Genomic DNA, 21,693 nt, shown 5'->3' with positions numbered 1-21,693 from the left:
CGATTAGGTGCGACGCGTTTTCAAATATACCAACGCTATTGCTGCAATCGCTTTGATTGCTGCGTTGGGCTTGTTCTACAAGTACATCTGGCTCAGCATGCCACAAACCGCGGGCGAGTTGGCCCTCGACCTGAGCAAGCCGGCCACGGTGACTCGTGACGATCGGGGCATCCCTCACATCCAGGCGGCCAGCATCGAAGATGCGCTGTATTTGCAGGGATATGTACATGCCCAGGATCGTTTCTGGCAGATGGATGCCACCCGGCGAATTGCCGCTGGAGAGATGGCAGAAATCGTGGGGCAAGCTGCGCTCGAAAGCGATATCGATTCGCGCCGCATGCGTCTGCGCCGGCTTGCCGAATCCATGCAGGCCCAGATGGAGCCGGAGGATCGCAAGTGGCTGGCCGCCTATGCCCGCGGCGTCAACGATTGGTTAAACACGCACCTCGATACGCTGCCTCTGGAGATCCGCGCGCTGAACTATACTCCCCGCCAATGGAGCATCAACGATTCGCTGCTGCTTGGCCTTCACATGCACCGCCAGCTCTCCACGAGTTGGACCACCGAAGCCGACCAGTTCCTGATGCTCGCGCAAGGAGGCGACCCAGCCAAGGTGAAGATGCTCTTCCCCACCCGCAACGGGGCGGAAATCATGATGGGCTCCAATGCCTGGGCCATCAGTGGCACGCGCAGCAGCACCGGTAAGCCGATCCTTGCCGGCGACCCGCACTTGCAACAGAGCTGGCCCAGCACCTTCTACATCAACCATCTGAAGGCTGGCGATCTCGATGTCATTGGCGGCTCCATCCCCGGCTCTCCCGGGGTGATCATTGGCCACAACCAGAAGATCGCCTGGTCGATGACCACGCTGCAGTTCGATGTCCAGGATCTGTACATCAATGAATCGCGGCTGGTGGGCATCGAGAAGGAAACCATCCGCATCAAGGGCGGTGGCGTCGTCGAGTTCAATAATCAGATCACGCCGCATGGGCCGATCGTCGAACGCAACGGAATCAAGTATGCGCTGCAGTGGACGCCCTTTGACGGCAAGTTTTCTTTTGCCTTCCTAGATATCAATCGAGCGCAGGATTGGACGCAATTCCGCAAGGCACTCTCGCGCTTTCCGGGGCCGAATCATAACTTCCTCTATGCCGATCAGGCCGGAAATATTGGCTACCAGGCAGCAGGCCGATTTCCGATTCGAAAGACGGCAGAGAGCGGGTTGCCTCTCGATGCGCGTAACCCGGACCACGAATGGCTCGGCTTCATTCCCTTTGAGGAACTGCCGACAGCCTTCAATCCGAAGAGCGGCTATCTGGTGAGTTCCAATCAGAACCCTTTTCCCAAGGACTATAAGTATCCGGTGGCCGGCATCTTTACGCCGCCTTACCGGCAGCGCCAGATCGTGAACCGGCTCGGTGAGAAAGCGCAATGGCTTCCTGTCGAAATGGCCAGCATCCAAAAGGACGTCTACTCCGCCTTCCATCATTACCTGGCCCAGGAGTTGGTGAAAGCAGGCCGCAAGCGCAAGTCGTCCCGGGAGGAGTTTAGCGCGGCGCTGGAGGTGTTGGAATCCTGGAACGGGCAGATGGAAATTGGCATGGCCGCCCCGCTCCTGGCCACTCTCGCCTACGAGCAACTCAAAACCGCGGTGTTGCACCGGGCCTCACCGCGGGCGCCGGGCACGCCGTCTCATTTTGCGCCGTCGGTGGTGGAAGATCTGCTGCGCAGCCGCCCCAAAGATTGGTTCGCCGACTACGACCAGTTGCTCATCCAGGCATTGCTCGACGCGCTCGAGATTGGGGTGAAGCAACAAGGGAAGAATCCGAAATTCTGGGATTATGGCCGTTACAATCGCATCTACATTCCGAATCAGGTGTTGGCGGAGGCGGTGACGGTGGGGAAATTTGTCAGCAAGCCATGGATGCCGATGGCAGACGTGATTCGTGCGCTCAAACTACCGCTTGTCGATAGCTACGTGCAAGCAGGGCCGGCGGCCTTGAGCGGCTCCGCACTCACCGTGAAGCAGGTGAGCCCGCGAGTGGGTCCGGCGTTCCGTTTCATTGCCGATCCCTCGAATTGGGAGAAGAGCTATTTCACGCTGACACTCGGCGAAAGCGGCCATGTTTTCGCCAAGCATAGTAAGGATTATTGGGAGAGCTGGTACAACGGTGAACCGGTGCTGCTTCCGTATCAGGAAGTGCGGGCGGACGAGGTTCTGCGCATCCGCCCGCGATAGCTTATTTGATCGCGGCTTCGATCGCCGCAACCAAGGCCGCATCGTCCGGTTTGACTTTCGATTCGTAACGAGCGATCACTTTACCGTCCTTGCCCACCAGAAACTTCGTGAAGTTCCACTTGACGTCGCCGCCAGTCTGGGTCAGGTACTGATACAGCGGGGTGATGTTTGGCCCCACGACATCTACCTTGGACAGAATCGGGAAGGTGACATCGTAGGTACGCTTGCAGAAGGTGGCGATCTCCTCATTCGTACCGGGCTCCTGCGAGCCGAAGTTATTGGCCGGAATCCCGACAATTGTGAAGCCCTTCGCCTTGTATTTGCGATAGAGCGCTTCCAGCCCTTCATATTGGGGCGTGTAGCCACACTTGCTGGCCACATTCACAAAAAGAACGGGCTTGCCCTCGAACTGCTTCAGCGCTACAGGCTGACCCGTGATCGAGTTCATCGTGAAGTCATAGGCGGAATCGGCGGCGGACATAGCGAGAAGCCCTCCTAAGAAAAGCGATACTAGAAATTTCATACATGGAGTGATGCTCCAGATTCGAAAAAGGTTAGGAACTTTTTGTTGAATATCGCTGCGATTTCAAAACCTGCCGGCGTCTGGGAACAACGAGCCTGGTATAGCTACGACTTTGGAAATTCCGCCTTTTCTTCGACGGTCGTCACTCTCTTCCTGGGTCCTTATCTCACCTCGCTGGCCAAGGCAGCGGCGGGTCCGGATGGGGACATTCATCCGTTTGGGATCTCTGTGGACCCCCGCGCCCTCTGGAGCTATCTGATCGCCCTCTCCGTCGTACTGCAAGTTCTATTCTTGCCCTTGGTTGGAGCGCTGGCCGACTATGGCAGCAGGAAGCGCGAAATGCTAGGCGCGCTCGCCATTGCAGGCGCCACGGCAACGGCGCTGATGTTCTTTCTCGAAGGCGACAACTATCTCTTCGGCGCAGCCTTGTTTCTGCTGTCCAACCTGGCCTTTGGCGCTTCCATCGTGATCTACAACTCCTTCCTGCCCGAAATTGCCGCGCCAGACGAGCGCGACTCGGTGTCGTCCAAGGGCTGGGGAATTGGGTATCTCGGCGGCGGCCTGCTGCTGGCGCTCAATCTCTATCTGTTTGGCAACGCGAAGGATTTCGGCATATCTGAAGGCATGGCCGTTCGCATCAGCCTCTGCTCGGCGGGCCTCTGGTGGGGCATCTTTACCGTACCTGCCCTGCTCGGGCTGAAGAACCGCAACATCGGCCATACACTGCCCCCCGGCGAAAACTATCTGGGCGTTGGACTGCGCCAGGTGAAGAAGCTCTTGCGCGAGATTACCGGTTACCGGCAAGCCCTGCTGTTCCTGATCGCCTTTCTGCTCTATAACGACGGCATCCAGACCGTGATCGCGCTGGCCAGCCAATTCGGCAGCGACCAATTGCAGATGTCGATGGCTTCCCTGACACAAGCGATTCTGATGGTGCAGTTTGTCGCGTTCTTTGGGGCGATGGGCTTCAACTATTTATCGAAATGGCTGGGAGCCAAGCGCAGCATTGCCGTCAGCCTGGTGATCTGGACCCTCACGCTGTTCTACATCTGGCTCTCGGTGAAGACCGAGCGGGAGTTCTTCATCCTCGCCTTCATCATCGGAATCGTGATGGGCGGCAGCCAGGCTTTGAGCCGTTCGCTCTTTTCACAATTGATCCCGAAAGGGCGCGAAGCGGAGTATTTCTCGCTCTATGAGATCTCCGACAAAGGCACCAGTTGGATTAGCCCTCTCGTCTTCGGCCTCGCCCTGCAGTGGACCGGCAACTATCGCGTCGCGATTCTCTCGCTGATTCTGTTCTTTATCGGCGGTCTGATTGTCCTGATGCGCGTCCAGGTGAACGAGGGCATGCGCGAAGCGGGGAATGCCTGAAACGATGCGCGTGGCTCTCGATGGAACACCGCTCATGGGGCCGCTCGGCGGCATCCGACGCTTTACAGACCAGTTGCTGCTCGCCTTGCGCGCAGAGTTCCCCACAGACAATTTCACCCCGCTCTCCGATCAATTTGCGCCGCTCCCGAAAGGAATCGAGAAGCGCTGGTGGATGTTTGGCTTGAACCGTGCGATGGCTCGCGTCGAGGCAGACCTTTTTCACGGCACTGATTTTGCGGTCCCCTATGTGAAGCAGCGGCCTTGTGTGATGACAGTTCACGACCTGTCGCCCTGGCGGGAGCCAGGAGCGGCAAGCGCAAGGGTGCAGTCGCGTTGCGCGATGCTGCTGCGCTTGCGCATTCCAGACTTTGTCCATACCCCTTCGGAGGCGGTTCGCGAAGAGCTGATCGAGCGCTTTCGCTTTCCGGCAGACCGGGTGGTGACGATTCCCCTGGCCGCCGCCGCTCATTTCGAAGCAGGCACCCAGGATGAGGGGGGACCTTATTTCCTTTGTCTCGGAACTCTCGAGGATCGCAAGAATCTCGGAGTCCTGGTGAAAGCAATGGCGATTTTGCAGGCTCGAGGCCTGCACTGCAAGTTGGTGCTGGCAGGACAGGCGCGAGACGGCTACGCCGTGCCGCAAGGCGAAGGCATCACCTGGATTGGCAAGCAGGAAGAAGGCTTGCTCCCTGCCCTCTATCGCAATGCAACTGCAGTGTTGTATCCGTCGCGCTATGAAGGCTTTGGTCTTCCCGTTGTGGAAGCAATGCAATGCGGGGCGATTGTCGTGGCATCCGACATTCCGGTGCTGCGGGAAGTGGGCGGTGACGCGGCGCTTTACGCCCACCCCGAATCTCCCGAGGCCTGGGCAGACACAATGAGCGAGCTCTGGACTCATCCCGATCCCCAGCGGCAAGCCCGAAGCCTCGAGCAGGCCCAACACTTCTCCTGGCAGCGCACCGCCGCCGCCTTCCGGCAACTTTATGAGCGTTGTGCCGGCTAAGCGCCGGGCGCTCGCCGTCCTCCCCGAGGCCCCCTATCCAGTGATCGGAGGAGGGCCACTCCGCAGTGCTTCGATCCTCGAATTCCTTGCCAGCGAATTCGAACTGCACGCGATCCACTTCCGCCTCATAGGAGATCCCGACCCGGCCGGGCAATACCCGGCAGGGATGTTGCACGCCGCACATACCATTGACCTGCCGCATCACACCAAAGACTTCTGGCCGCGGCTGCGGCGCAACCTCGGGCGGGGACTGCGCGGCGTTCCTCCCCTGGTGGACCGCTTTGCGGGCTTTGACCACCACCTCGCCAAAATTTTGCAGGGCCAGCACTTCGATCTCGCCTGGATCGAACATTTCTGGGCCGCCCAGTACGTCTCCACCCTCCAGCCTCATGCGGCCAAGCTGGTGCTCGACCTCCATAATGTCGAATCGGCTTATTTTGATTCCATGAAAGCCGATTCCCCGCTCGTGCAGCGCCCTCTCATCGGACATTTTGCCCGTTGCGCGCGGGCACTGGAGGCGTCGTTGCTGCCTCGCTTCGACTGGATTGTCACCAGTTCGGAAGCCGATCGATGCAGAATCGTCAAAAATGCAAAAGCCAGCGCCGTGGTTGCCAATACAATCCCCTGGCACGAGCGCCCCAAGCAGCCGGGATCGAATTCCATCGTCTTTAGCGGGAACTTTGCCTACCAGCCAAACCAAAGCGCCCTGGCATGGTTCCTGGCCTCCTGCTGGCCCGCTATCCGCCAAGCTCATCCGGGTTGTACTCTTCGCTTGGTGGGCAAAGAAATTCAATACGCCAAGCAAATTGGGCAATCCGCGGCCGGCATCGACTTCGTAGGACCGGTATCGGATGCGATCGAAGAAATCGCAAAGTCCCGGCTGGCCATTGTGCCGCTGCTCTCCGGCTCCGGCACCCGGCTGAAAATTCTGGAAGCCTGGGCTGCAGGAACTCCGGTGGTTTCCACGACTCTTGGGGCGGAAGGGTTGGAGGCTATTCCCGGGCAACACCTTCGAATTTCGGACTCGGCCACGGCCTTCCGTCAAAGCGTGATCGAATTGTTCGATGATAGAGAGTTGGGTTCCCACCTCGCACAAGCGGCGCGTCTCCTTTATGAGGAACACTACACTTGGCAATCCGCTCGCGCCCAATTGAAGGAACTGGAGCTGTAACACTCTTGCCTAGAAGCACTTCCAAGCCATTGAATTATACTGGGGGGACCTTCATGCGCTTTGCGATCGACGCGCATACCATTGGCCGACATCTCACGGGGAACGAAGTTTATGTCCGGAATCTCCTGGAGAACTACGCCCGGTTAGACCGCGACTCTCAGTTCTACGCCTATGTCTGCTCCGAGTACGCGGAGTCGGAAGTCCCCAACCGTTTCGAAAAACGGAGTGTTTCGACCAATCCGTTTCTCCGCCTGGGCTTTGATCTCACGCGCCGGGTTTTCGCCGATAAACCGAATCTCCTCCACGTCCAGTACACCGCGCCGCTCTATTGCCCGGTACCCGTTGTCGTGAGCGTGCACGATGTCAGCTACCTCGAGCGGCCCGAATATTTCACCATCCCACGGCGGCTGCAGTTGCAGACCACCGTCGCTCACACCGTCAAGCGGGCAGCCCGCGTGCTGACGGTCAGCGAATTTTCGCGCCAGCGCATCATGGCGGCCTATCAGGTGGACCCGGCGCGGATCGAAGTGATTTATAACGCCGTTTCGCCGCACTTCCGCTCTGTAAGTCCCAAGGCTGCGTTCAATTGCGTCTCTGAGAATTTTGGCGTCCAGTGGCCCTATATTTTGTCGGTCGGCGATTTGCAGCCGCGCAAGAACCAGGTGGGTCTGATTGAAGCCTATGCTGAGCTGATCCGCAACCACCCGCAATTGCCCCATCACCTGGTACTGGTGGGGAAACCCACCTGGTTTGCCCCTCGCGTCTATGAGGCCGCCCGCACTTCCACCGTCGCCGACCGGATCCATTTCACCGATTTTGTCAATGACGAAGATCTGCTGCATCTCTACAATGCCGCCGAACTCTTTGTTTTCCCCAGCTTTTATGAAGGATTTGGCCTTCCGATTCTGGAGGCACAGGCTTGCGGGCGCGCCGTCGCCTGCTCCAATACCTCAGCCATGCCAGAAGTAGCCGATTCTGCCGCACTGCTCTTTGATCCGAATTCGAGAACCGAGATCGTCAAGGCCATGCGGGATCTCTTGCTGGACAATGAACTCCGCCAGCGCATGGAGCGTCTGGGCCAAAAGAACGCGGCGCGCTTCAGTTGGGAGAAGGCGGCACAGCAGACCCTGGACGTTTATTATGATGTCGTGGGCCGCCGCCGACGCAGCAAAGGCAACGTTCGGGTGGCGCAAACCGTCCAATCTTCATGAGCCGCTACCTTTTTGCTGTGATCCTCTCCTGCCTGAATCTGGGAGCGGCTTCAGAAACCTTGCGCTACAACGTGAACTGGCCTAGCGGCTTATCGCTGGGCGAAGCAACCCTCATTGCAGATAATCTCGATGCGTCCGCCGCCGGCCGCCGTTTTGAGCTTCGCCTTGATGCTTCGGTGCCCGGCTTTGCCGTTGCCGATGAGATCATCTCGCAGGCCAAGCCGGATTACTGCTCCATCCTGCTTGAAAAAAAGCTGAAGCATGGCTCGCGGAAAAACAACGAGAAGTTAGAGTTCAAACCCGACGAATCCATCGTCGAGCGCACGACCGATAAGGGTGGCAAGTCGCAGATGAATATCGGAAACTGTGGCCGCGATGCACTGGCCATGGTCTATTTTCTCCGTTCCGAGTTGCAACAGGGCCGGGTGCCGTCCGCCCAGACCGTCTTCTTCGGATCTGCCTACCAACTCACCTTCAAATACCTGGGAGCCACTTCCGTCACGATCGGAAGTGTCGCGGAGCAAGCCGACAAAATGCAAATCTCGATACAGGGCCCCGCGTCCAAGAATTCGCTCGAAATTTTCTTCGGACGCGATCCGATGCGTACGCCTCTCCTCTTCCGGGTCCCACTCGTACTCGGAAGCTTCGCGATGGAGTTGCAGCGCTAGATGCGGATTGCCTTCTTCTCTCCTCTGCCCCCGGTGCGGAGCGGAATCGCAGACTACTCCGCGGCCATTCTCGAACCCCTGAAACACTTGGCGGAAATCGAAACCTTTGAAACGCCCCCACCTGCGGCGCAATTGAAAAATTTCGACGTTTTGCTCTACCAGATGGGCAATAACGAATACCATTCGTCGATCTATGAATGCGCCCTTGAGCATCCCGGCGTCATCGTCCTGCACGAAGGAAATCTCCACCACCTCCATGCCGAGCGGACCATCAAGCAAGGCAACTGGGACGCCTACATGGAAGGGGTCGCATTCGATGGCGGCCCGGCGGCCGCAGCCTTTGCGCAAAGAGTGAGAAGGCTGGAAGTCGGACCGGACTATGAAGGCGTACCGATGCTGCGCCGTCTGCTCGCCAACGCCCGCGGTGTGATCGTCCACTCGGACTGTGTCGCGCAATCGGTGCGAGAGGCAGGCTATACGGGGCCGGTCACCAAAATCTGGCATGGCGCCTGGATCGATCGCGACCCAACCCAACCATCGCAGCGCGAAGAGTATCGCAGCCGTCTTGGCCTCACCCCCTCCTCCCCGCTGGTGGGCATCTTTGGCTTTCTCAAGCCCTATAAGCGCATTGCCGAATCGCTCCGCGCCTTCCGGCGCCTGCTGCGCTTGCAGCCCGATGCACGCATGATCCTGTGCGGCGACCCGCACCCCGATCTGGACCTCGAAAACCTGCTCCGCAGCTTGCAGCTCGAAGAGTCCGTACGCGTGCTCGGCTATCTGACGGCTGAGGACTTCCACAGCTACCTCGAAGCAACCGATATCGTATTGAACCTCCGCTACCCGACAGTGGGCGAGAGTTCCGGTACCCTGCTGCGCGCGTTTTCTCTCGGCAAGCCCGTACTGGTGACAGACATCGGGAGTTTCTCGGAATACCCCGATGAGATCTGCCTCAAGGTACCCTCGCCGCCGAATACCGCTGAAGAAGATACGATCTTTGAATTCCTGAATCTGCTCTGCGCCCGTGCCTCCTATCGCAAAGCGTTGGGAAACCGGGCACGCCGTTGGGTGGAGCAGGAATGCCCCTGGGATGTGGTTGCCCATCGCTATGTCGATTTTCTCGATCGCGTGCAGTCCGGCAAGTCCGGGGGAAGCGTCGCCCGGGCGCCCGTAGTTGAAGTCTCTAGCGTGGAGGTTCCTGCGCCCTATATCCTGTCCTGGGCGCAGGACGAGGGCGGCAAACAGTACACCGCAACGCACATCACCCGTTTCACCAAGACGCTCGCCTTGACGCCGCCCGGGGACGCCTCGAAATCGATCCTCGAGATGGGCGCCTACATGCAGATCACTCCGGCGCTGAAGCACCAGTTGGGCTACGGCACCGTGCGCGGCTGCTATTACGGGCCTTCCGGCAAGACCGATCACCACGAGATCGTCTCCGAAAATGGTGAAAAGTTCGAGTGCGATGTCGATCTTTTCGACGCGGAAAAAGACCACTTCCCCTACCCGGACGCGAGCTTTGACACCGTCCTGTGTTGCGAGTTGCTGGAGCATCTCACCGCCGACCCGATGCACATGATGAGCGAGATCCATCGGATTCTGAAGCCGGGTGGCTCGCTGCTGATCACGACACCGAATATCGCCTCATTGCGCGCGTTGAACGCGATTCTGCAGGGTTATCATCCGAGCTTTTTCCCGGCCTACATTCTGCCGCGCAAGCCCGGTGAAGACGCCGAGGCCCGGCACAACCGCGAGTACACCGCCAAGGAAGTGCATTTGCTGTTCTGGGAGAGCGGCTTTGAAGTGACCAAGCTGGAGACCGGAGAGTTCCTTGAGACGCCCCATCCCGAGCACCACTACATTTCGCATCTGCTGGAGCAGTACAATCTGACCAGCGAACTGCGCGGAGACGGCATCTATTGCGTGGGCCGCAAGGTGGGTCCGATTCGAAACCGTTATCCTGGCTGGCTCTATGCCTAAGTTCACTGATTTCGCTGTCCAAGCGGATCAGTTTCAGTTGCGCATCGATTGTTCGCTCGACGCAGACGCGGTAGTTGGTTGCCACTGGGTCGATCCGGACTCAGGACGCTTTCTCCGTGAGAGTCCCTGGGTGGAAACCAACCGGCAACACCAAGCCACATTCGATCTCACGCTGCCGATCGCGGCAGGCCGCTACCGTTTCTATATCTCCCCGCGCGAAAGCGGCAAGGACTGGGGCTATCTCCGTGGCGAGCAGTTTCTCGCGATCGATGCGGAAGTCTGCCCGGACGGGGTGCGTGTCGAACGCAAGCTGCTCACCAACACGCAGAGTTTGCGGCGGGAGCGCTGGCCAGCAATCTTTCGCGAAATTTTTCTGGGCCCTTTCACCTCGGTCTGGCTGAATCGACATCTGATGTACTCGATGGTGCGCCGCGACATCCTGTCGCGCTATCGCGGCAGCTTTGCAGACTCGTTCTGGGCGATCCTCAACCCGCTGCTGCTGATGCTGACCTACTACTTTGTCTTTGGTCTGTTCCTGCAGACGAAGTTCCCCGGAGACCCTTCAAAATCTGGCTTCGTTTTGTTCTTTATCTCGGGCATGCTGCCCTGGCTCGCGATGAACGAGAGCCTTGCCCGCGCCGCCAACACGACGCTCGAACACCGCAACCTGATCACGAAGGTGATCTTCCCGGTGGAGGTGCTGCCGGTGAATCTCACCCTCTCGGGCATGGTCACCGGACTCACCGCGTCCGTGCTGTTTCTCTTCGTGCTTCTGGCGACGCGGGGCTCGATTCCGATCACGGTGCTGTGGTTGCCGGTGCTGTGGATTCCGCAGTTCTTTCTCACCGCAGGCCTTTGCTATCTGCTCGCCGCAGCCGGCGCATTTGTGCGCGATCTCATTTATGTGATGGGATTGCTGTTGACAATGTGGTTCTTCCTCACGCCCATTTGCTACCCGGAGACCTCTCTGCCCGCTGCGGTGCTGCCGGTGCTGGGCAAGAACCCGCTCTACATTCTGGTGCGCGCCTATCGAGCGATTTTTATTGGCGGCACGAGTCCGGAATGGATCGCATTGGGGAAGCTGAGCGCCGCGTCGCTGTTGGTCTTTTATGCCGGCTTTGCAGTGTTTCGCCGTGCTCGCAAGGGCTTTGCCGATGTCCTCTGAGGACTCGCCACGCAGCGTCCAGGACCACTTCTCGGCAGCGAGAAAGGCAGGTGGCTGGGTCTCGTTCGCGCCGGAGTCCTATGTCGTGGTGCCGCCGCGCGACGGCGTACGCTTCCCCTTGAGCCGCTTTCCGGTAATGCCGGGCCGGGTAGCCTTCATCACTCAAAGCAATTCGCTTGGGGCCTCGATTCTCGATTGGGCGCAACAAAGCCAGGCGGGCTTCAGCGCTTTCATCGCACTCGGCAGATCGCCAGACATCGACTTTGCCAACTGCATCGACTATCTCTCGGAAGACCCCAGCACGCAGTCGATCTTGCTCTATCTTGAGGGCGTGCGGGATGCGAGCCGCTTTCTTTCTGCGGCGCGCGAATGCGCCTTGCGCAAGCCGGTGATCGTGCTCAAGCCAGGCAAGCGTGACCCGCATCGCGATGCGGTTTTCGATGCCGCCTTTCGCCGCTGCGGCATGCTGCGCGTCAACCGCATTGCCGATCTCTTCCATCTGGCGGATGTGCTGGAGCGGCAGCCGCGTCCGCGCGGTTCCCGCCTCAGCATCCTTACCAACGCAAACGCGCCCGGTCTGCTGGCCGCCGATGCGCTCAGTCTGGCGGGAGGAGAACTGGCCGCTCTGATCGATCTGGGCGGCAGCGCGACGACAGCCGACTATCGCCAGGCAATCAACGCCCACCTTAAAGATCCGAACTGCCACGGCATTCTCACCATCGTCACCCCGCAGCCGGACACACAGATCGAGGAGGCAGCGCGCAGCCTGGCCGAGGCGGCGGCCACGTCTCACAAGACCTTGCTCGCCAGTTTCATGGGGGGCGAATCGATGCGCGAGGCGCGCTCGATTCTGGCCGCCGCCGACATTCCAAACTTTCCCTATGCCGACACCGCGGCGCGCGCCTTCCAAACGCTCTGGCAATACTCTTCCAGCTTGAATGGCTTGTACGAGACGCCCATGTTCGCCGCTGAAGCAGGCGACGTCACCGGGCTGGCGGCACAACTCGAAGAGCAGCGCCCCGATTGGCCCGCGAGCCTGCTCCACCGTATTCTCGAGGCCTACCGGCTTCCAGTACACGAGGCCGAATCTCCCAGCGCGACGCGCTTCACTTGCCGCAGCGAGATCGACCCTACCTTTGGACCGGTCATCTTTCTGAGCGCCCACGGACTCGGGGAATCGATCTATGGCGATTCGATCGCCGCGCTGCCTCCGCTCACTTCAACACTGGCCCGCCGCCGCATTGAGCACCTCCGCTTGCATCGTACCTGCACTCCCGAAGCGCTACTAGCTCTTGAGGCGGCGCTAGTGCGCTTTGCCCGGCTGGTGAGCGAAGTCCCTGTGATCCGGGAACTCCGGCTCGATCTGGCGGTCGACCCAAGCGGAGCGGCCTGGGTTTCCTCTGTCCGCGCCACTTCTCAGCCAGCCGGCCTTGCTCCCGAACATTGGCCCCGCTGCGTGATTCGCCCTTATCCCCGCCAATACGAGCACCCCGTTGTGTTGCGCGATGGCAGTGCGGCCACCATTCGGCCCATCCGTCCTGAAGATGAAAGCCGCCTTGTGGACTTCCACAACGATCTTTCGGAGCGCAGCGTCTATCTGCGCTACCTGCAGTTCCTCAAGTTTGAGGAACGCATCTCGCACGAGCGCCTGGCACGGGTGGTTTTTAACGATTACGCGCGCGAGCTGGCGCTGGTGGTGGAGCAGAATTCGCGCATCCTCGGAGTGGGCCGCATGCAGCGCAATCCGTTGCGCATGGAGGAGGCCGAAGTCGCCTTCCTCGTGCGGGATTCCGCACAGGGCCAGGGCATTGGCAGTGCGCTGGTGACAAATCTGATCGATGCCGCACGCCGCGAAGGGCTGCGGCATCTCATTGCCGAGCTCTTATCGGACAACCAGCCCATGCGCCGGCTGCTCGAACGAGCAGGCTTTCGGATGCGGCTCGGCAGTGACGGCCGCACCCTGCTTGCTTCGCTGAGCCTTTAGTGGCGGAAGTGGCGGAAGCCAGTCATCACCATCGCGATGCCCAGGCGATCGGCGGCGGCAATTACGTCCGGGTCCTTCACGCTGCCACCGGGCTGAATGAAAGCAACCGCACCCCTGGCGGCAGCTGCTTCGAGACCATCGGGAAAGGGGAAGAACGCATCGCTTGCCACGACACAACCGGCAAGCGGCAGCACGGCCTTATCGGCTCCAAACTTCACACTGTCCACGCGGCTCATCTGCCCGGCGCCGGCTGCGATCAACTGGCCCTCCTGCGCATACACGATCGCGTTTGACTTCACATGCTTCACCACGCGCCAGGCGAATTCAAGCGCATTCCACTGCGCCTCGGTGGGCTGTACTTTCGTCACAACACGCGCCTCGGCCCGCACCAGAGCCTTGCGATCGGCGGACTGCACCAGATAGCCACCCGTGATCGTTTTCACGACCGGTTCCTCGAGCCCGCCCGCAGCCACACGCAACAAGCGAAGATTCTTTTTTGCGGCCAGCACCGCGAGCGCTCCCGCATCATAGCTAGGCGCGGCAATCGCCTCGATAAAGGTCTTGGCGATCTCGGCCGCCGTCTCCGCGTCCACTTCCCGATTGAAGGCAAGCACGCCGCCAAAGGCGCTGATCGGATCGGCCGCAAAGGCCTTGCGGTAACTCTCCGCAAGAGTTGTCGCAGTAGCGCAGCCGCACGGGTTGGTGTGCTTGATGATTGCGCTGGCAGGCTGGCCAAACTCACAGATCAGTTGCCAGGCCGCATCGAGATCAACGAGATTGTTGTAGCTCAGCTCCTTGCCTTGCAATTGCTCGGCATTCGCGATGCCCACGGTGCCGCTCGCGTAGAGCGCCGCACTCTGGTGCGGATTCTCGCCGTAGCGCAGGCTGGCCTTCAACGGCACATTGATCACCAGACGATCCGGCATCTCCACTGCTTGCGGAAGATTCGTCAACACCTGCGTGATCGCCGAATCGTAGGCAGCCGTCATCGAGAAAGCCTTCTTCGCGAGATCCCAATGGGTGGCCGCCGACAGGGACGCGTCACTTGCCTGGAGCTCTTGCAGCAGCGCGGCGTAGTCTTCCGGACGAGTGACCACCGCGACATCCTGATAGTTCTTGGCAGCGGCGCGAATCATCGTCGGGCCGCCGATGTCGATATTCTCGATCAACTCTTCGAGCGAAACACCGGGCTTGGCCGCCGTCTTCTCAAAGGCATAGAGATTCACTACCACCATGTCAATCAGCTCGATCTTGTGCTCGGCGATCGCGGCCATATGATCGGCCTTCTCGCGGATCGCAAGCACTCCGGCGGCAATGCGCGGGTGAATCGTCTTGACGCGGCCATCCAGCATTTCAGGGAATTCCGTCACTTCGCTGACGTCGCGAGCGGCGAGACCCGCTTCGCGCAACAGCTTCGCAGTACCGCCCGTTGAGATCAGTTCCACACCCAGATCCGTCAGGCCTTTTGCAAAATCCACCAACCCCGTTTTGTCTGTAACGCTCAGAAGAGCGCGTCGTATTTTTGCCATTCCATACCAGTATCCCAAGCCGACCCGCCCAGCTCGCTATGCCACCCTAGAGTTATGCCCCATTTGGTGACATTAATTCCCGGCGACGGCATCGGACCCGAGGTCGCCGCCGCTACAGAACGAGTGCTGGCCGCTACAGGCGTTGCAATCGAATGGGATCGTGTCGAGCTCTCGGCTGACCGGATCCGCAGCACAGGGGAATCCCTCCCTGCCGACGTCCTGGCCTCTCTCGAACGAACCAAAGTTGGTTTGAAAGGCCCCGTCACAACTCCCGTTGCCGGTGGCTTCCAAAGCGTCAATGTCGCGCTGCGTAAGAAGCTCGACTTGTATGCCAATGTCCGCCCAGTGAAGTCGATGCCCGGCATCCACACCCGCTTTGACGATGTCGATCTCGACATGGTGATCTTCCGCGAAAACACAGAGGACCTGTACTCGGGTCTGGAACATGAAGTGGTCACCGACGTGATTACCTCAATCAAGGTCATCACCCGCACGGCCTCGGCCCGCATCGCCCGCGCGGCCTTCCGCTTCGGTTCGCGCCACCTGCGCAAGAAGGTCACCGCGATCCACAAGGCGAATATCATGAAGCTCGCCGACGGGCTGTTTCTGCGCTGTTGCCGCGAGGTGGCGGCCGATTATCCGCATCTCATCTACAACGAGCTGATCGTCGACAATGCGTCGATGCAACTGGTCTCGCGGCCCGAACAGTTCGACATCCTGGTGATGCCGAATCTCTATGGCGACATCTTGTCCGACTTGGCCGCAGGCCTGGTGGGCGGTCTTGGCGTCGTGCCCGGAGCGAATCTCGGCGACAATCACGCGATCTTTGAGAGCGTCCATGGCAGCGCCCCTGATATCGCGGGCAAGAACCTCGCCAACCCGACCGCGCTGATCTTGTCGAGCGTCATGATGCTCGAGTACCTCAAGGAGTTTGAGGCGGCCAAGCGGCTACAAGCCGCCATTCGCCTCACCTACAAGGAAGGCGACTCGCTCACCGGCGACGTCAAAGGAACAGCCACCACCACGCAGTTCACCGATGCCATCATTCGCCACTTGACGAAGTAAATAGAAAAAGGGCGCCCCATGGGCGCCCTTTTCCGGAACTTGCGTTCGAAACTACTTCAGCAGGAACGAGACAAGGTCGACCACGCGGTTCGAATAGCCCCACTCGTTGTCGTACCAGCTCACAACCTTCAACAGGTTGCCATCCAGAACCTTCGTCAACTGCGCGTCGACGATGCTGGAATTGGCGTTGCCCTTCATGTCGGTAGACACGATGGGATCTTCCGTGTAGGCCAGGATGCCCTTCAACGGGCCTTCAGCGGCAGCCTTCAGCGCTGCATTCACTTCTTCCGTGGTCGTGTTCTTCTCGAGCACGGCAACGAAGTCAACAACGCTGACGTTCGGGGTCGGAACGCGCATCGCATAGCCGTCCAGCTTGCCCTTCAGCATCGGCATGACAAGACCAATCGCCTTGGCCGCACCGGTCGAGGTCGGGATCATGTTGATCGCGGCTGCACGCGCGCGACGCAGATCGGAATGATTGAAGTCGAGCACAACCTGATCGTTCGTGTAGCTGTGGATCGTGGTCATGCTGCCCTTGAGAATGCCGAACTTCTCATGCAGCACCTTGGTGACAGGGCCCAAGCAATTCGTCGTGCAGCTCGCGTTCGAGACAACATGGTGCTTGGAGGCGTCGTACATCTCGTTGTTCACGCCGAGTACGATCGTCACGTCTTCGTTCTTCGCGGGAGCGGAGATGATGACCTTCTTGACGGTGCCTTGCAAATGCTTAGCCGCGTCTGCCCGATCGGTAAAGCGGCCGGTGGATTCCACCACCACTTCAGCGCCGGTGCTCGACCAGTCGATCTGGGCAGGGTCCTTGGTTTCAAACACACGGATGCGCTTACCAGCCACCGTGATGCTCTCATCGTCATGCGTCACTTCAAGGCCAAGCGGACCGAGGATCGAGTCGTACTTGAGCAGGTGCGCCAGCGTTTTGTTGTCGGTGAGATCGTTCGTCGCGACGATGTCGATGTTGGGGTTGTTCAGCGCCGCGCGAAACACATTGCGCCCAATACGGCCAAAGCCGTTGATCGCTACTTTAATTGCCACAGAGGAAATTGCTCCTTGAAATTGGAAAGTTCTGCTCTAGGATACCAAGGCGCTCCCTACGGAATCACCGGCTTGGGCCCCGAAACCGTCTGTCCGCCCAGTCCGGCATAGCTTTCGCGGATCTTGATGACCTTACTGCTCTGAAAAGTCAGGAATGTGATCTTCCCTGGCGCCTGCCCATAGACCCAGTCTTCGGTCTCCACCCCATCGTTACTCTCGCGGCTCTTCAGACGCGGCTTTCCGATGGCGAGCAGCACTTGATCCTTATCCATCCCCTCGATCACCCGCTTCTCGGTGATTGCCTTCTTCGTCTCGGGAGGCAGCGAATCGACATAAGCCTCGGTGGCAGAATGCTGATCGAAATCAAAAAGAGGTTTCAGCAGCTTCTTCATCTCTGCGGTGTCGACGGCGGGCACGCCCTTGGGGAATTTCACCACCAGCGTGGTGCCCAGCGTGGCCGTTCCGGAAGGACCATTCGCCACAGGCCGCCCGTTGGTCCCACTCATGCCGACACTGACGTTGTCGTACCATTTGCGCCCGCTTTTGAGACCACCGTTGATCTCAAAGGTGATTTTGTCGTTGTCGAGATCCACCTTGGTGATCTGCACCAAATCGCCGGCTCGCGCGGCGGGCCCACGCTCCCGCGCAGCCTCGTCCCATTGGTCCTTGTGGCTCTTGCCATTCAAGTCGTATTCGAGCGCTTTCTTCGAGCGCGGCAGCATCAGCTTCACCGTCGCATACTCCGCACTGAGGCCGCGGATCAATTCCATGCGCTGCTCGGGGGTGAGTTTCTCATTCGCGCCAAAGGCCAGCGCGGGAATCAGGAGCAAACTGAGATGCCGCATCACTCCTCCTCTTGGAACATCTGCGGACGTTCGGTTTCAATCGGCGCTTTGAACAGACACCAACCCAAAACCGGGAGCACCAGGGTGGTCAACAGGCCGGCTTCCGGCCCATATTCTCCCCCGCTCCACAACGGACCGGCATTCCAGTTCATCACCAGCCCCGTCGTCACCATTTTAAATCCGCTGACGTTGCTCCCCAGAAGGGGCAACGCCCAGTTCCATCCAAAGTGTACGCCGATTGGAAGCCAGAGGTCGCCACTACGCAGAAAGCAGAGTCCAAGAAAGACACCCCAGAGGAAGGTGTTGAAGAAGGACATCCAGTTTGCATTTAGATTATTGGCGTGCGCGGCGGCAAACAAAACGCCCACCGGCAGCAGCGTCGAAAAGGCGCCCATCTTCCGCAACAGCAACTGAAAGGCGTAACCGTGAAAGAGGAGTTCTTCCCCCACCGCCCCAAAAATCATCACCATCGAGACAAACAGCAGACTGGAGGCGGAGAAGCCGTGCTCCGGATCATTGCTCACGCTGGCCATGCCCACCAGAACCGGCAAGCCGGTCACGGCGAGCGCACTCACCATGCCCCCGGCCACGCCGAAACTCAGATTCTTCAGCGATCCGATCCGCCAACCCAAACCAATATCGCTGATGCCGCCCCGTTCAAAAATTTTCAGCGTGAGAGCGTTGGCCACAGCCGCCGAAGCGAAAACCGCCATCGCCGCCTGCACTAGGATTCCAGCCCAGTTCAGCGCCCAGGACACCAGTTGCAGCGTCAGAATACCCGTAATCGCGAAAATTCCAACCCGCAGGGCAAGCCCGATTTTGCCGACTTCAGGCACTCACTTTGACCTGCACACCTTTAGGCGCTACCTCAAAATCAAGCACCGTCGCGCCCAACTCGCGCACCACATCGCAGACCTTTTCTTTGGCATCCGGCTCCACCAGCAGGAACATACAGCCTCCACCGCCGGCACCACACACCTTAGAACCCTTTGCGCCGGCCTTCTTAGCGCGCGCGGTGAGTTCATCGATCAACTCGGTTGAAATCGTCGGCGCATTCGTCCGGCGGAACGACCATTCTTCCCGCAGCATCCGGCCCACTTCGTTCCAGTCCGCCTTCTCCAAAGCGGCACGCATGCCATTGGCGATGGCCGAGATCTTGCCGAAGTTGCGCCGCACCTGCTTATCGCCGTCGATGTACGCCTTTGTCACTTCCCAGTTGTTGATGCCGGAATTGCGCGGTTTGCCTGTGTAGACCAAGACGCCGCGATTCACGATCTCTTCGTGCGCCACCGCAATCTCTTTGCGCTGGATGCCATCGCACCCAAGTTCGATGGCGCTCACCCGGCCATACATGGCAGGATAGTAATCCTGGCAACCGGTCGGCACCTGGATGATCTGCGCTTCTACATTCTGCGCAACTTCACGGATCTTCTCGAGGGTGTAGCCACGTTTGGTCAGTTTATTGAGCGCCGCACCAAGCGTCACGAGCAGCGACGAACTGCCACTGATGCCAGCACCGGCGGGAGCTTCGCTCGTCGTCGTCAGATTCAACCCCATCTCTGGGCGATACCAGCGCAAGGCGTGAGCAAGCAGGGGAAGCTTGAACTTCTTTGCAGCAAGCAGGGCATCGATGCTCTCGAACTCTTCCTTACCGCCAAGGTCCAGCGTCTCGAGGACAATCTTCCGATCGGAACGCGTCTCGATCGTGGCATGTGTATACAGGTTGACGGCAAAGTTGACCGTCTCGGCATGGTCATGGTTCAGATAGAGCGGCCAGATGTCCAGGGTTCCGCCAGCTAAGTCAACACGGCACGGGGATTTCGCAACGATCTTCATCTTCTCAAACGCCATGTTCCCACAAACACGCTTCCACACACGCCGCCAAAGATCATTAAGTCCTGATCCGTCGTATGTTCGGCAATCCAGATCTTCCAGGACTCAGGCAGATTTGCATTGAAATAGACAAAAATCACGAAGCAAGCAAACACCGCTCTCGCTACATTGGGCCGCAAGCGCTGGGCAAGCAATGCACCGGTCCCCCCCAGCCAGGCATTCACCAGAACAATGCCCCAGGGAGGCAGCACCCAGGCGGGAGCGCCGCCCAGCAGATTCACCACCAGCAGCGCCACCCAGCTGGTTCCCAGCGTCGCGGCAATCGCCCACAGCGGCTCCCGCACCACCCCGCCCACCCATAATCCAAGGAATCCATAGCCAACAATCACCAATGGATTCAGGAACGCGTAGCCCATTTGATAGGGCAGATAGCCGCACAGCACGGAAACCCAGACGACGATCCAAGGAAGTTGCGGCATGTTTATTCTCAAGTATGCCGATCCGGCGCATCCACGAACTCGGCGACCCGCTGCTCCGCAAGGTCTCCCGCGAAGTGACGCACCCGGCGGAGGCGTTTACGACCCTTATCGACCTGCGCGACACCTTGCACGAGTTCCAGCGCACCCACGGCTTTGGGCGTGGCATCGCCGCCATCCAAATCGGTATTCCGCAACGCGTGATCTACATCGAAATCGCCGGGCAATCTTACGAAATTCTCAATCCCGTCATTCTGTCGCGGAGCGAAGAACACTTCCAAATGTGGGACGACTGTTTCAGCTTTCCCAATCTGATGGTCCATCTGGAGCGAAGCAAGTCCCTGCACCTGCGCTACCAGTGTCCGGATGCTTCAACAAGCGAGCTTGTGGCAACGGACGATTTCGCGGAATTGCTCCAACATGAGATCGATCATCTGGATGGGATTCTTGCGATCGATCGTGCCCTGGATCCGAAACACTCCCTGATGACCCGGACTCAATACCTTAGACTAAAAGCCTCAGAACTACCTAAATCCATCTAGGGCATTTTTTGAAACTTCGTTCATAATTTAGGGCCACCGTCTGACCGATAGAATCAGTACAAAGGGAAAAGGCACTCTAGAAATGCAAGATCGGCGAGTCAACCCGCGCATGTTGTGTGCGGATCTAGTGAAAATTGAATGGCGGGATAAAGCCGGCGAAGAGCATGTGGCCGTGGCCAACCTGGAGGATATCTCCCTGTCTGGCGCCTGTTTGCAGATGGAAGAAGATGTTCCGCTGCAGAGCATGGTGAAGATCACCCATGAAAAAGGGACTCTGCAGGGGCGGGTTCGCTATTGCGTATTTAAAGATATTGGATATTTTTTAGGCGTTGAATTTGACCCCGGTTATCGCTGGACAGCCAAGCAGTTCAAACCCATGCATTTGCTGGATCCACGCCGCCTGTCGGATGCCAAAGAGGACGCCTCCCCTACCGATCAGGTGGCCCGCACCAGATCGTAGATCCGATCCGCGATTCCAATGATCTCCGCCGCGCGATAACAGCGCTCGCGCCACTCCGGAGGGATCGCTCTGATCCCCAGAGAGACTCCAGCCATCTGGCCCGCCGAGGCCCCCTGTCCTGCAATAGCTTCGACGAATGTGATGCCGGCATCGAAAGGCTCTGCCACTGTGAGCCGCTTCCAAAACTCTTTTGCGATGTCCGGTGACGCCCCTAGCGCCGCAACCCCCACCAAGGCCGCATCCCGATCCGCGGCGTAACGCAAAACAACAGGCGCAACCAACCATTGCAGGGACGGTAAGGCCTCGATCTCCCCCGTCCTCTCAAAACGCTCCAGCGCTTCTTTCTGCCCCTCGTCAATCCCAAAGCAATAGCCCCGGCTGGACCAATACCCGCGCCGGTACCAGCGCAGGTAGCGATCCATCAGATCCCGCAAATCGACGCCGCGGCAGGCGATCACACTTTCCGCCATGCAGAGCGCCAGTGAAGTATCGGCGCCCCAACGTCCATCCGCCTCAGAATCCGCAGCCGCAATGCCCATCAATGCGCCACGAAAGCGGCCCCGGTCCAGATCCAAGGCCAT

The 21,693-nt window shown here is 59.1% G+C and carries 20 protein-coding genes; 12 read left to right on the top strand and 8 right to left on the bottom strand.

Annotated features, from left to right (window positions below; all coding sequences use genetic code 11):
• Positions 1-7 precede the first annotated feature (7 nt).
• On the top strand, positions 8-2,239 hold the full coding sequence (locus M017_RS0109580; RefSeq protein WP_031497640.1) for a penicillin acylase family protein: 2,232 nt from the start codon (positions 8-10) through the stop codon (positions 2,237-2,239).
• A gap of 1 nt (position 2,240) precedes the next feature.
• Here M017_RS0109580 and M017_RS0109575 read toward each other — a convergent pair whose 3' ends face one another.
• The gene (locus M017_RS0109575) at positions 2,241-2,720 is read right to left on the bottom strand and encodes a glutathione peroxidase (protein ID WP_202901634.1); all 480 of its coding nucleotides are present in this window, start codon (positions 2,718-2,720) and stop codon (positions 2,241-2,243) included.
• Between the two features lie 84 nt (positions 2,721-2,804).
• Here M017_RS0109575 and M017_RS0109570 point away from each other — a divergent pair, with 84 nt between their 5' ends.
• From M017_RS0109570 to M017_RS0109535, 8 genes are read left to right on the top strand one after another with little or no spacing between them, the layout of a single operon-like run.
• The gene (locus tag M017_RS0109570) at positions 2,805-4,133 is read left to right on the top strand and encodes an MFS transporter (RefSeq protein ID WP_238325850.1); all 1,329 of its coding nucleotides are present in this window, start codon (positions 2,805-2,807) and stop codon (positions 4,131-4,133) included.
• On the top strand, positions 4,126-5,136 hold the full coding sequence (locus tag M017_RS0109565) for a glycosyltransferase family 4 protein (RefSeq protein ID WP_080507608.1): 1,011 nt from the start codon (positions 4,126-4,128) through the stop codon (positions 5,134-5,136). The genes M017_RS0109570 and M017_RS0109565 overlap by 8 nt, the downstream gene beginning before the upstream one ends.
• Entirely contained in the window at positions 5,117-6,307 is a 1,191-nt protein-coding gene (locus M017_RS0109560) for a glycosyltransferase family 4 protein (protein WP_031497636.1), read from the top strand. Before M017_RS0109565 ends, M017_RS0109560 begins: the two co-directional genes overlap by 20 nt.
• A 5-nt stretch (positions 6,308-6,312) precedes the next feature.
• On the top strand, positions 6,313-7,518 hold the full coding sequence (locus tag M017_RS0109555; protein WP_155121332.1) for a glycosyltransferase family 4 protein: 1,206 nt from the start codon (positions 6,313-6,315) through the stop codon (positions 7,516-7,518).
• Positions 7,515-8,186 (top strand): DUF3108 domain-containing protein, encoded by a 672-nt coding sequence (locus M017_RS0109550; protein ID WP_031497634.1) that lies wholly within the window; start codon positions 7,515-7,517, stop codon positions 8,184-8,186. The genes M017_RS0109555 and M017_RS0109550 overlap by 4 nt, the downstream gene beginning before the upstream one ends.
• Positions 8,187-10,163 carry a glycosyltransferase gene (locus M017_RS0109545; RefSeq protein ID WP_031497633.1) on the top strand — a complete coding sequence of 659 codons (1,977 nt, stop codon included), beginning with the start codon at positions 8,187-8,189 and terminating at the stop codon, positions 10,161-10,163.
• Positions 10,156-11,328 (top strand): ABC transporter permease, encoded by a 1,173-nt coding sequence (locus M017_RS0109540; RefSeq protein WP_031497632.1) that lies wholly within the window; start codon positions 10,156-10,158, stop codon positions 11,326-11,328. The genes M017_RS0109545 and M017_RS0109540 overlap by 8 nt, the downstream gene beginning before the upstream one ends.
• On the top strand, positions 11,318-13,312 hold the full coding sequence (locus M017_RS0109535) for a bifunctional acetate--CoA ligase family protein/GNAT family N-acetyltransferase (protein ID WP_031497631.1): 1,995 nt from the start codon (positions 11,318-11,320) through the stop codon (positions 13,310-13,312). The genes M017_RS0109540 and M017_RS0109535 overlap by 11 nt, the downstream gene beginning before the upstream one ends.
• On the opposite strand, the gene purH is transcribed toward M017_RS0109535, so the two are convergent.
• Positions 13,309-14,841, bottom strand: a complete 1,533-nt coding sequence (gene purH, locus M017_RS0109530; protein WP_031497630.1) for a bifunctional phosphoribosylaminoimidazolecarboxamide formyltransferase/IMP cyclohydrolase — start codon at positions 14,839-14,841, stop codon at positions 13,309-13,311. The genes M017_RS0109535 and purH overlap by 4 nt on opposite strands.
• A gap of 54 nt (positions 14,842-14,895) precedes the next feature.
• Here purH and M017_RS0109525 point away from each other — a divergent pair, with 54 nt between their 5' ends.
• The gene (locus M017_RS0109525) at positions 14,896-15,906 is read left to right on the top strand and encodes an isocitrate dehydrogenase (NAD(+)) (RefSeq protein ID WP_031497629.1); all 1,011 of its coding nucleotides are present in this window, start codon (positions 14,896-14,898) and stop codon (positions 15,904-15,906) included.
• A 51-nt stretch (positions 15,907-15,957) separates the two neighbouring features.
• Here the strand turns inward: M017_RS0109525 and gap are convergent, their stop codons facing one another.
• From gap to M017_RS29680, 5 genes are read right to left on the bottom strand one after another with little or no spacing between them, the layout of a single operon-like run.
• Positions 15,958-16,956, bottom strand: a complete 999-nt coding sequence (gene gap, locus M017_RS0109520; protein ID WP_031497628.1) for a type I glyceraldehyde-3-phosphate dehydrogenase — start codon at positions 16,954-16,956, stop codon at positions 15,958-15,960.
• Between the two features lie 56 nt (positions 16,957-17,012).
• Positions 17,013-17,801, bottom strand: coding sequence for a DUF2845 domain-containing protein (locus tag M017_RS0109515; protein ID WP_238325849.1), 789 nt, complete (start codon positions 17,799-17,801; stop codon positions 17,013-17,015).
• A complete protein-coding gene (locus M017_RS27555; RefSeq protein WP_051669753.1) occupies positions 17,801-18,637 on the bottom strand; it encodes a CPBP family intramembrane glutamic endopeptidase in 837 nt (278 codons plus the stop codon). Before M017_RS27555 ends, M017_RS0109515 begins: the two co-directional genes overlap by 1 nt.
• Positions 18,630-19,637 (bottom strand): GHMP family kinase ATP-binding protein, encoded by a 1,008-nt coding sequence (locus M017_RS0109505; protein WP_031497625.1) that lies wholly within the window; start codon positions 19,635-19,637, stop codon positions 18,630-18,632. The genes M017_RS27555 and M017_RS0109505 overlap by 8 nt, the downstream gene beginning before the upstream one ends.
• Positions 19,634-20,113 (bottom strand): hypothetical protein, encoded by a 480-nt coding sequence (locus tag M017_RS29680; protein ID WP_031497624.1) that lies wholly within the window; start codon positions 20,111-20,113, stop codon positions 19,634-19,636. The genes M017_RS0109505 and M017_RS29680 overlap by 4 nt, the downstream gene beginning before the upstream one ends.
• 14 nt (positions 20,114-20,127) lie before the next feature.
• Here M017_RS29680 and M017_RS29675 point away from each other — a divergent pair, with 14 nt between their 5' ends.
• Positions 20,128-20,652, top strand: a complete 525-nt coding sequence (locus M017_RS29675) for a peptide deformylase (RefSeq protein ID WP_031497623.1) — start codon at positions 20,128-20,130, stop codon at positions 20,650-20,652.
• A gap of 82 nt (positions 20,653-20,734) precedes the next feature.
• Positions 20,735-21,112 carry a PilZ domain-containing protein gene (locus tag M017_RS0109490; RefSeq protein ID WP_080507604.1) on the top strand — a complete coding sequence of 126 codons (378 nt, stop codon included), beginning with the start codon at positions 20,735-20,737 and terminating at the stop codon, positions 21,110-21,112.
• Here the strand turns inward: M017_RS0109490 and M017_RS27550 are convergent.
• Positions 21,088-21,693 (bottom strand): ADP-ribosylglycohydrolase family protein, encoded by a 606-nt coding sequence (locus tag M017_RS27550; protein WP_031497621.1) that lies wholly within the window; start codon positions 21,691-21,693, stop codon positions 21,088-21,090. The two genes, M017_RS0109490 and M017_RS27550, sit on opposite strands and share 25 nt — an antisense overlap.

The sequence above is a fragment of the Bryobacter aggregatus MPL3 genome (assembly GCF_000702445.1).
Lineage (GTDB): Bacteria > Acidobacteriota > Terriglobia > Bryobacterales > Bryobacteraceae > Bryobacter > Bryobacter aggregatus.
This window is presented reverse-complemented; position numbering and strand designations above follow the sequence as displayed.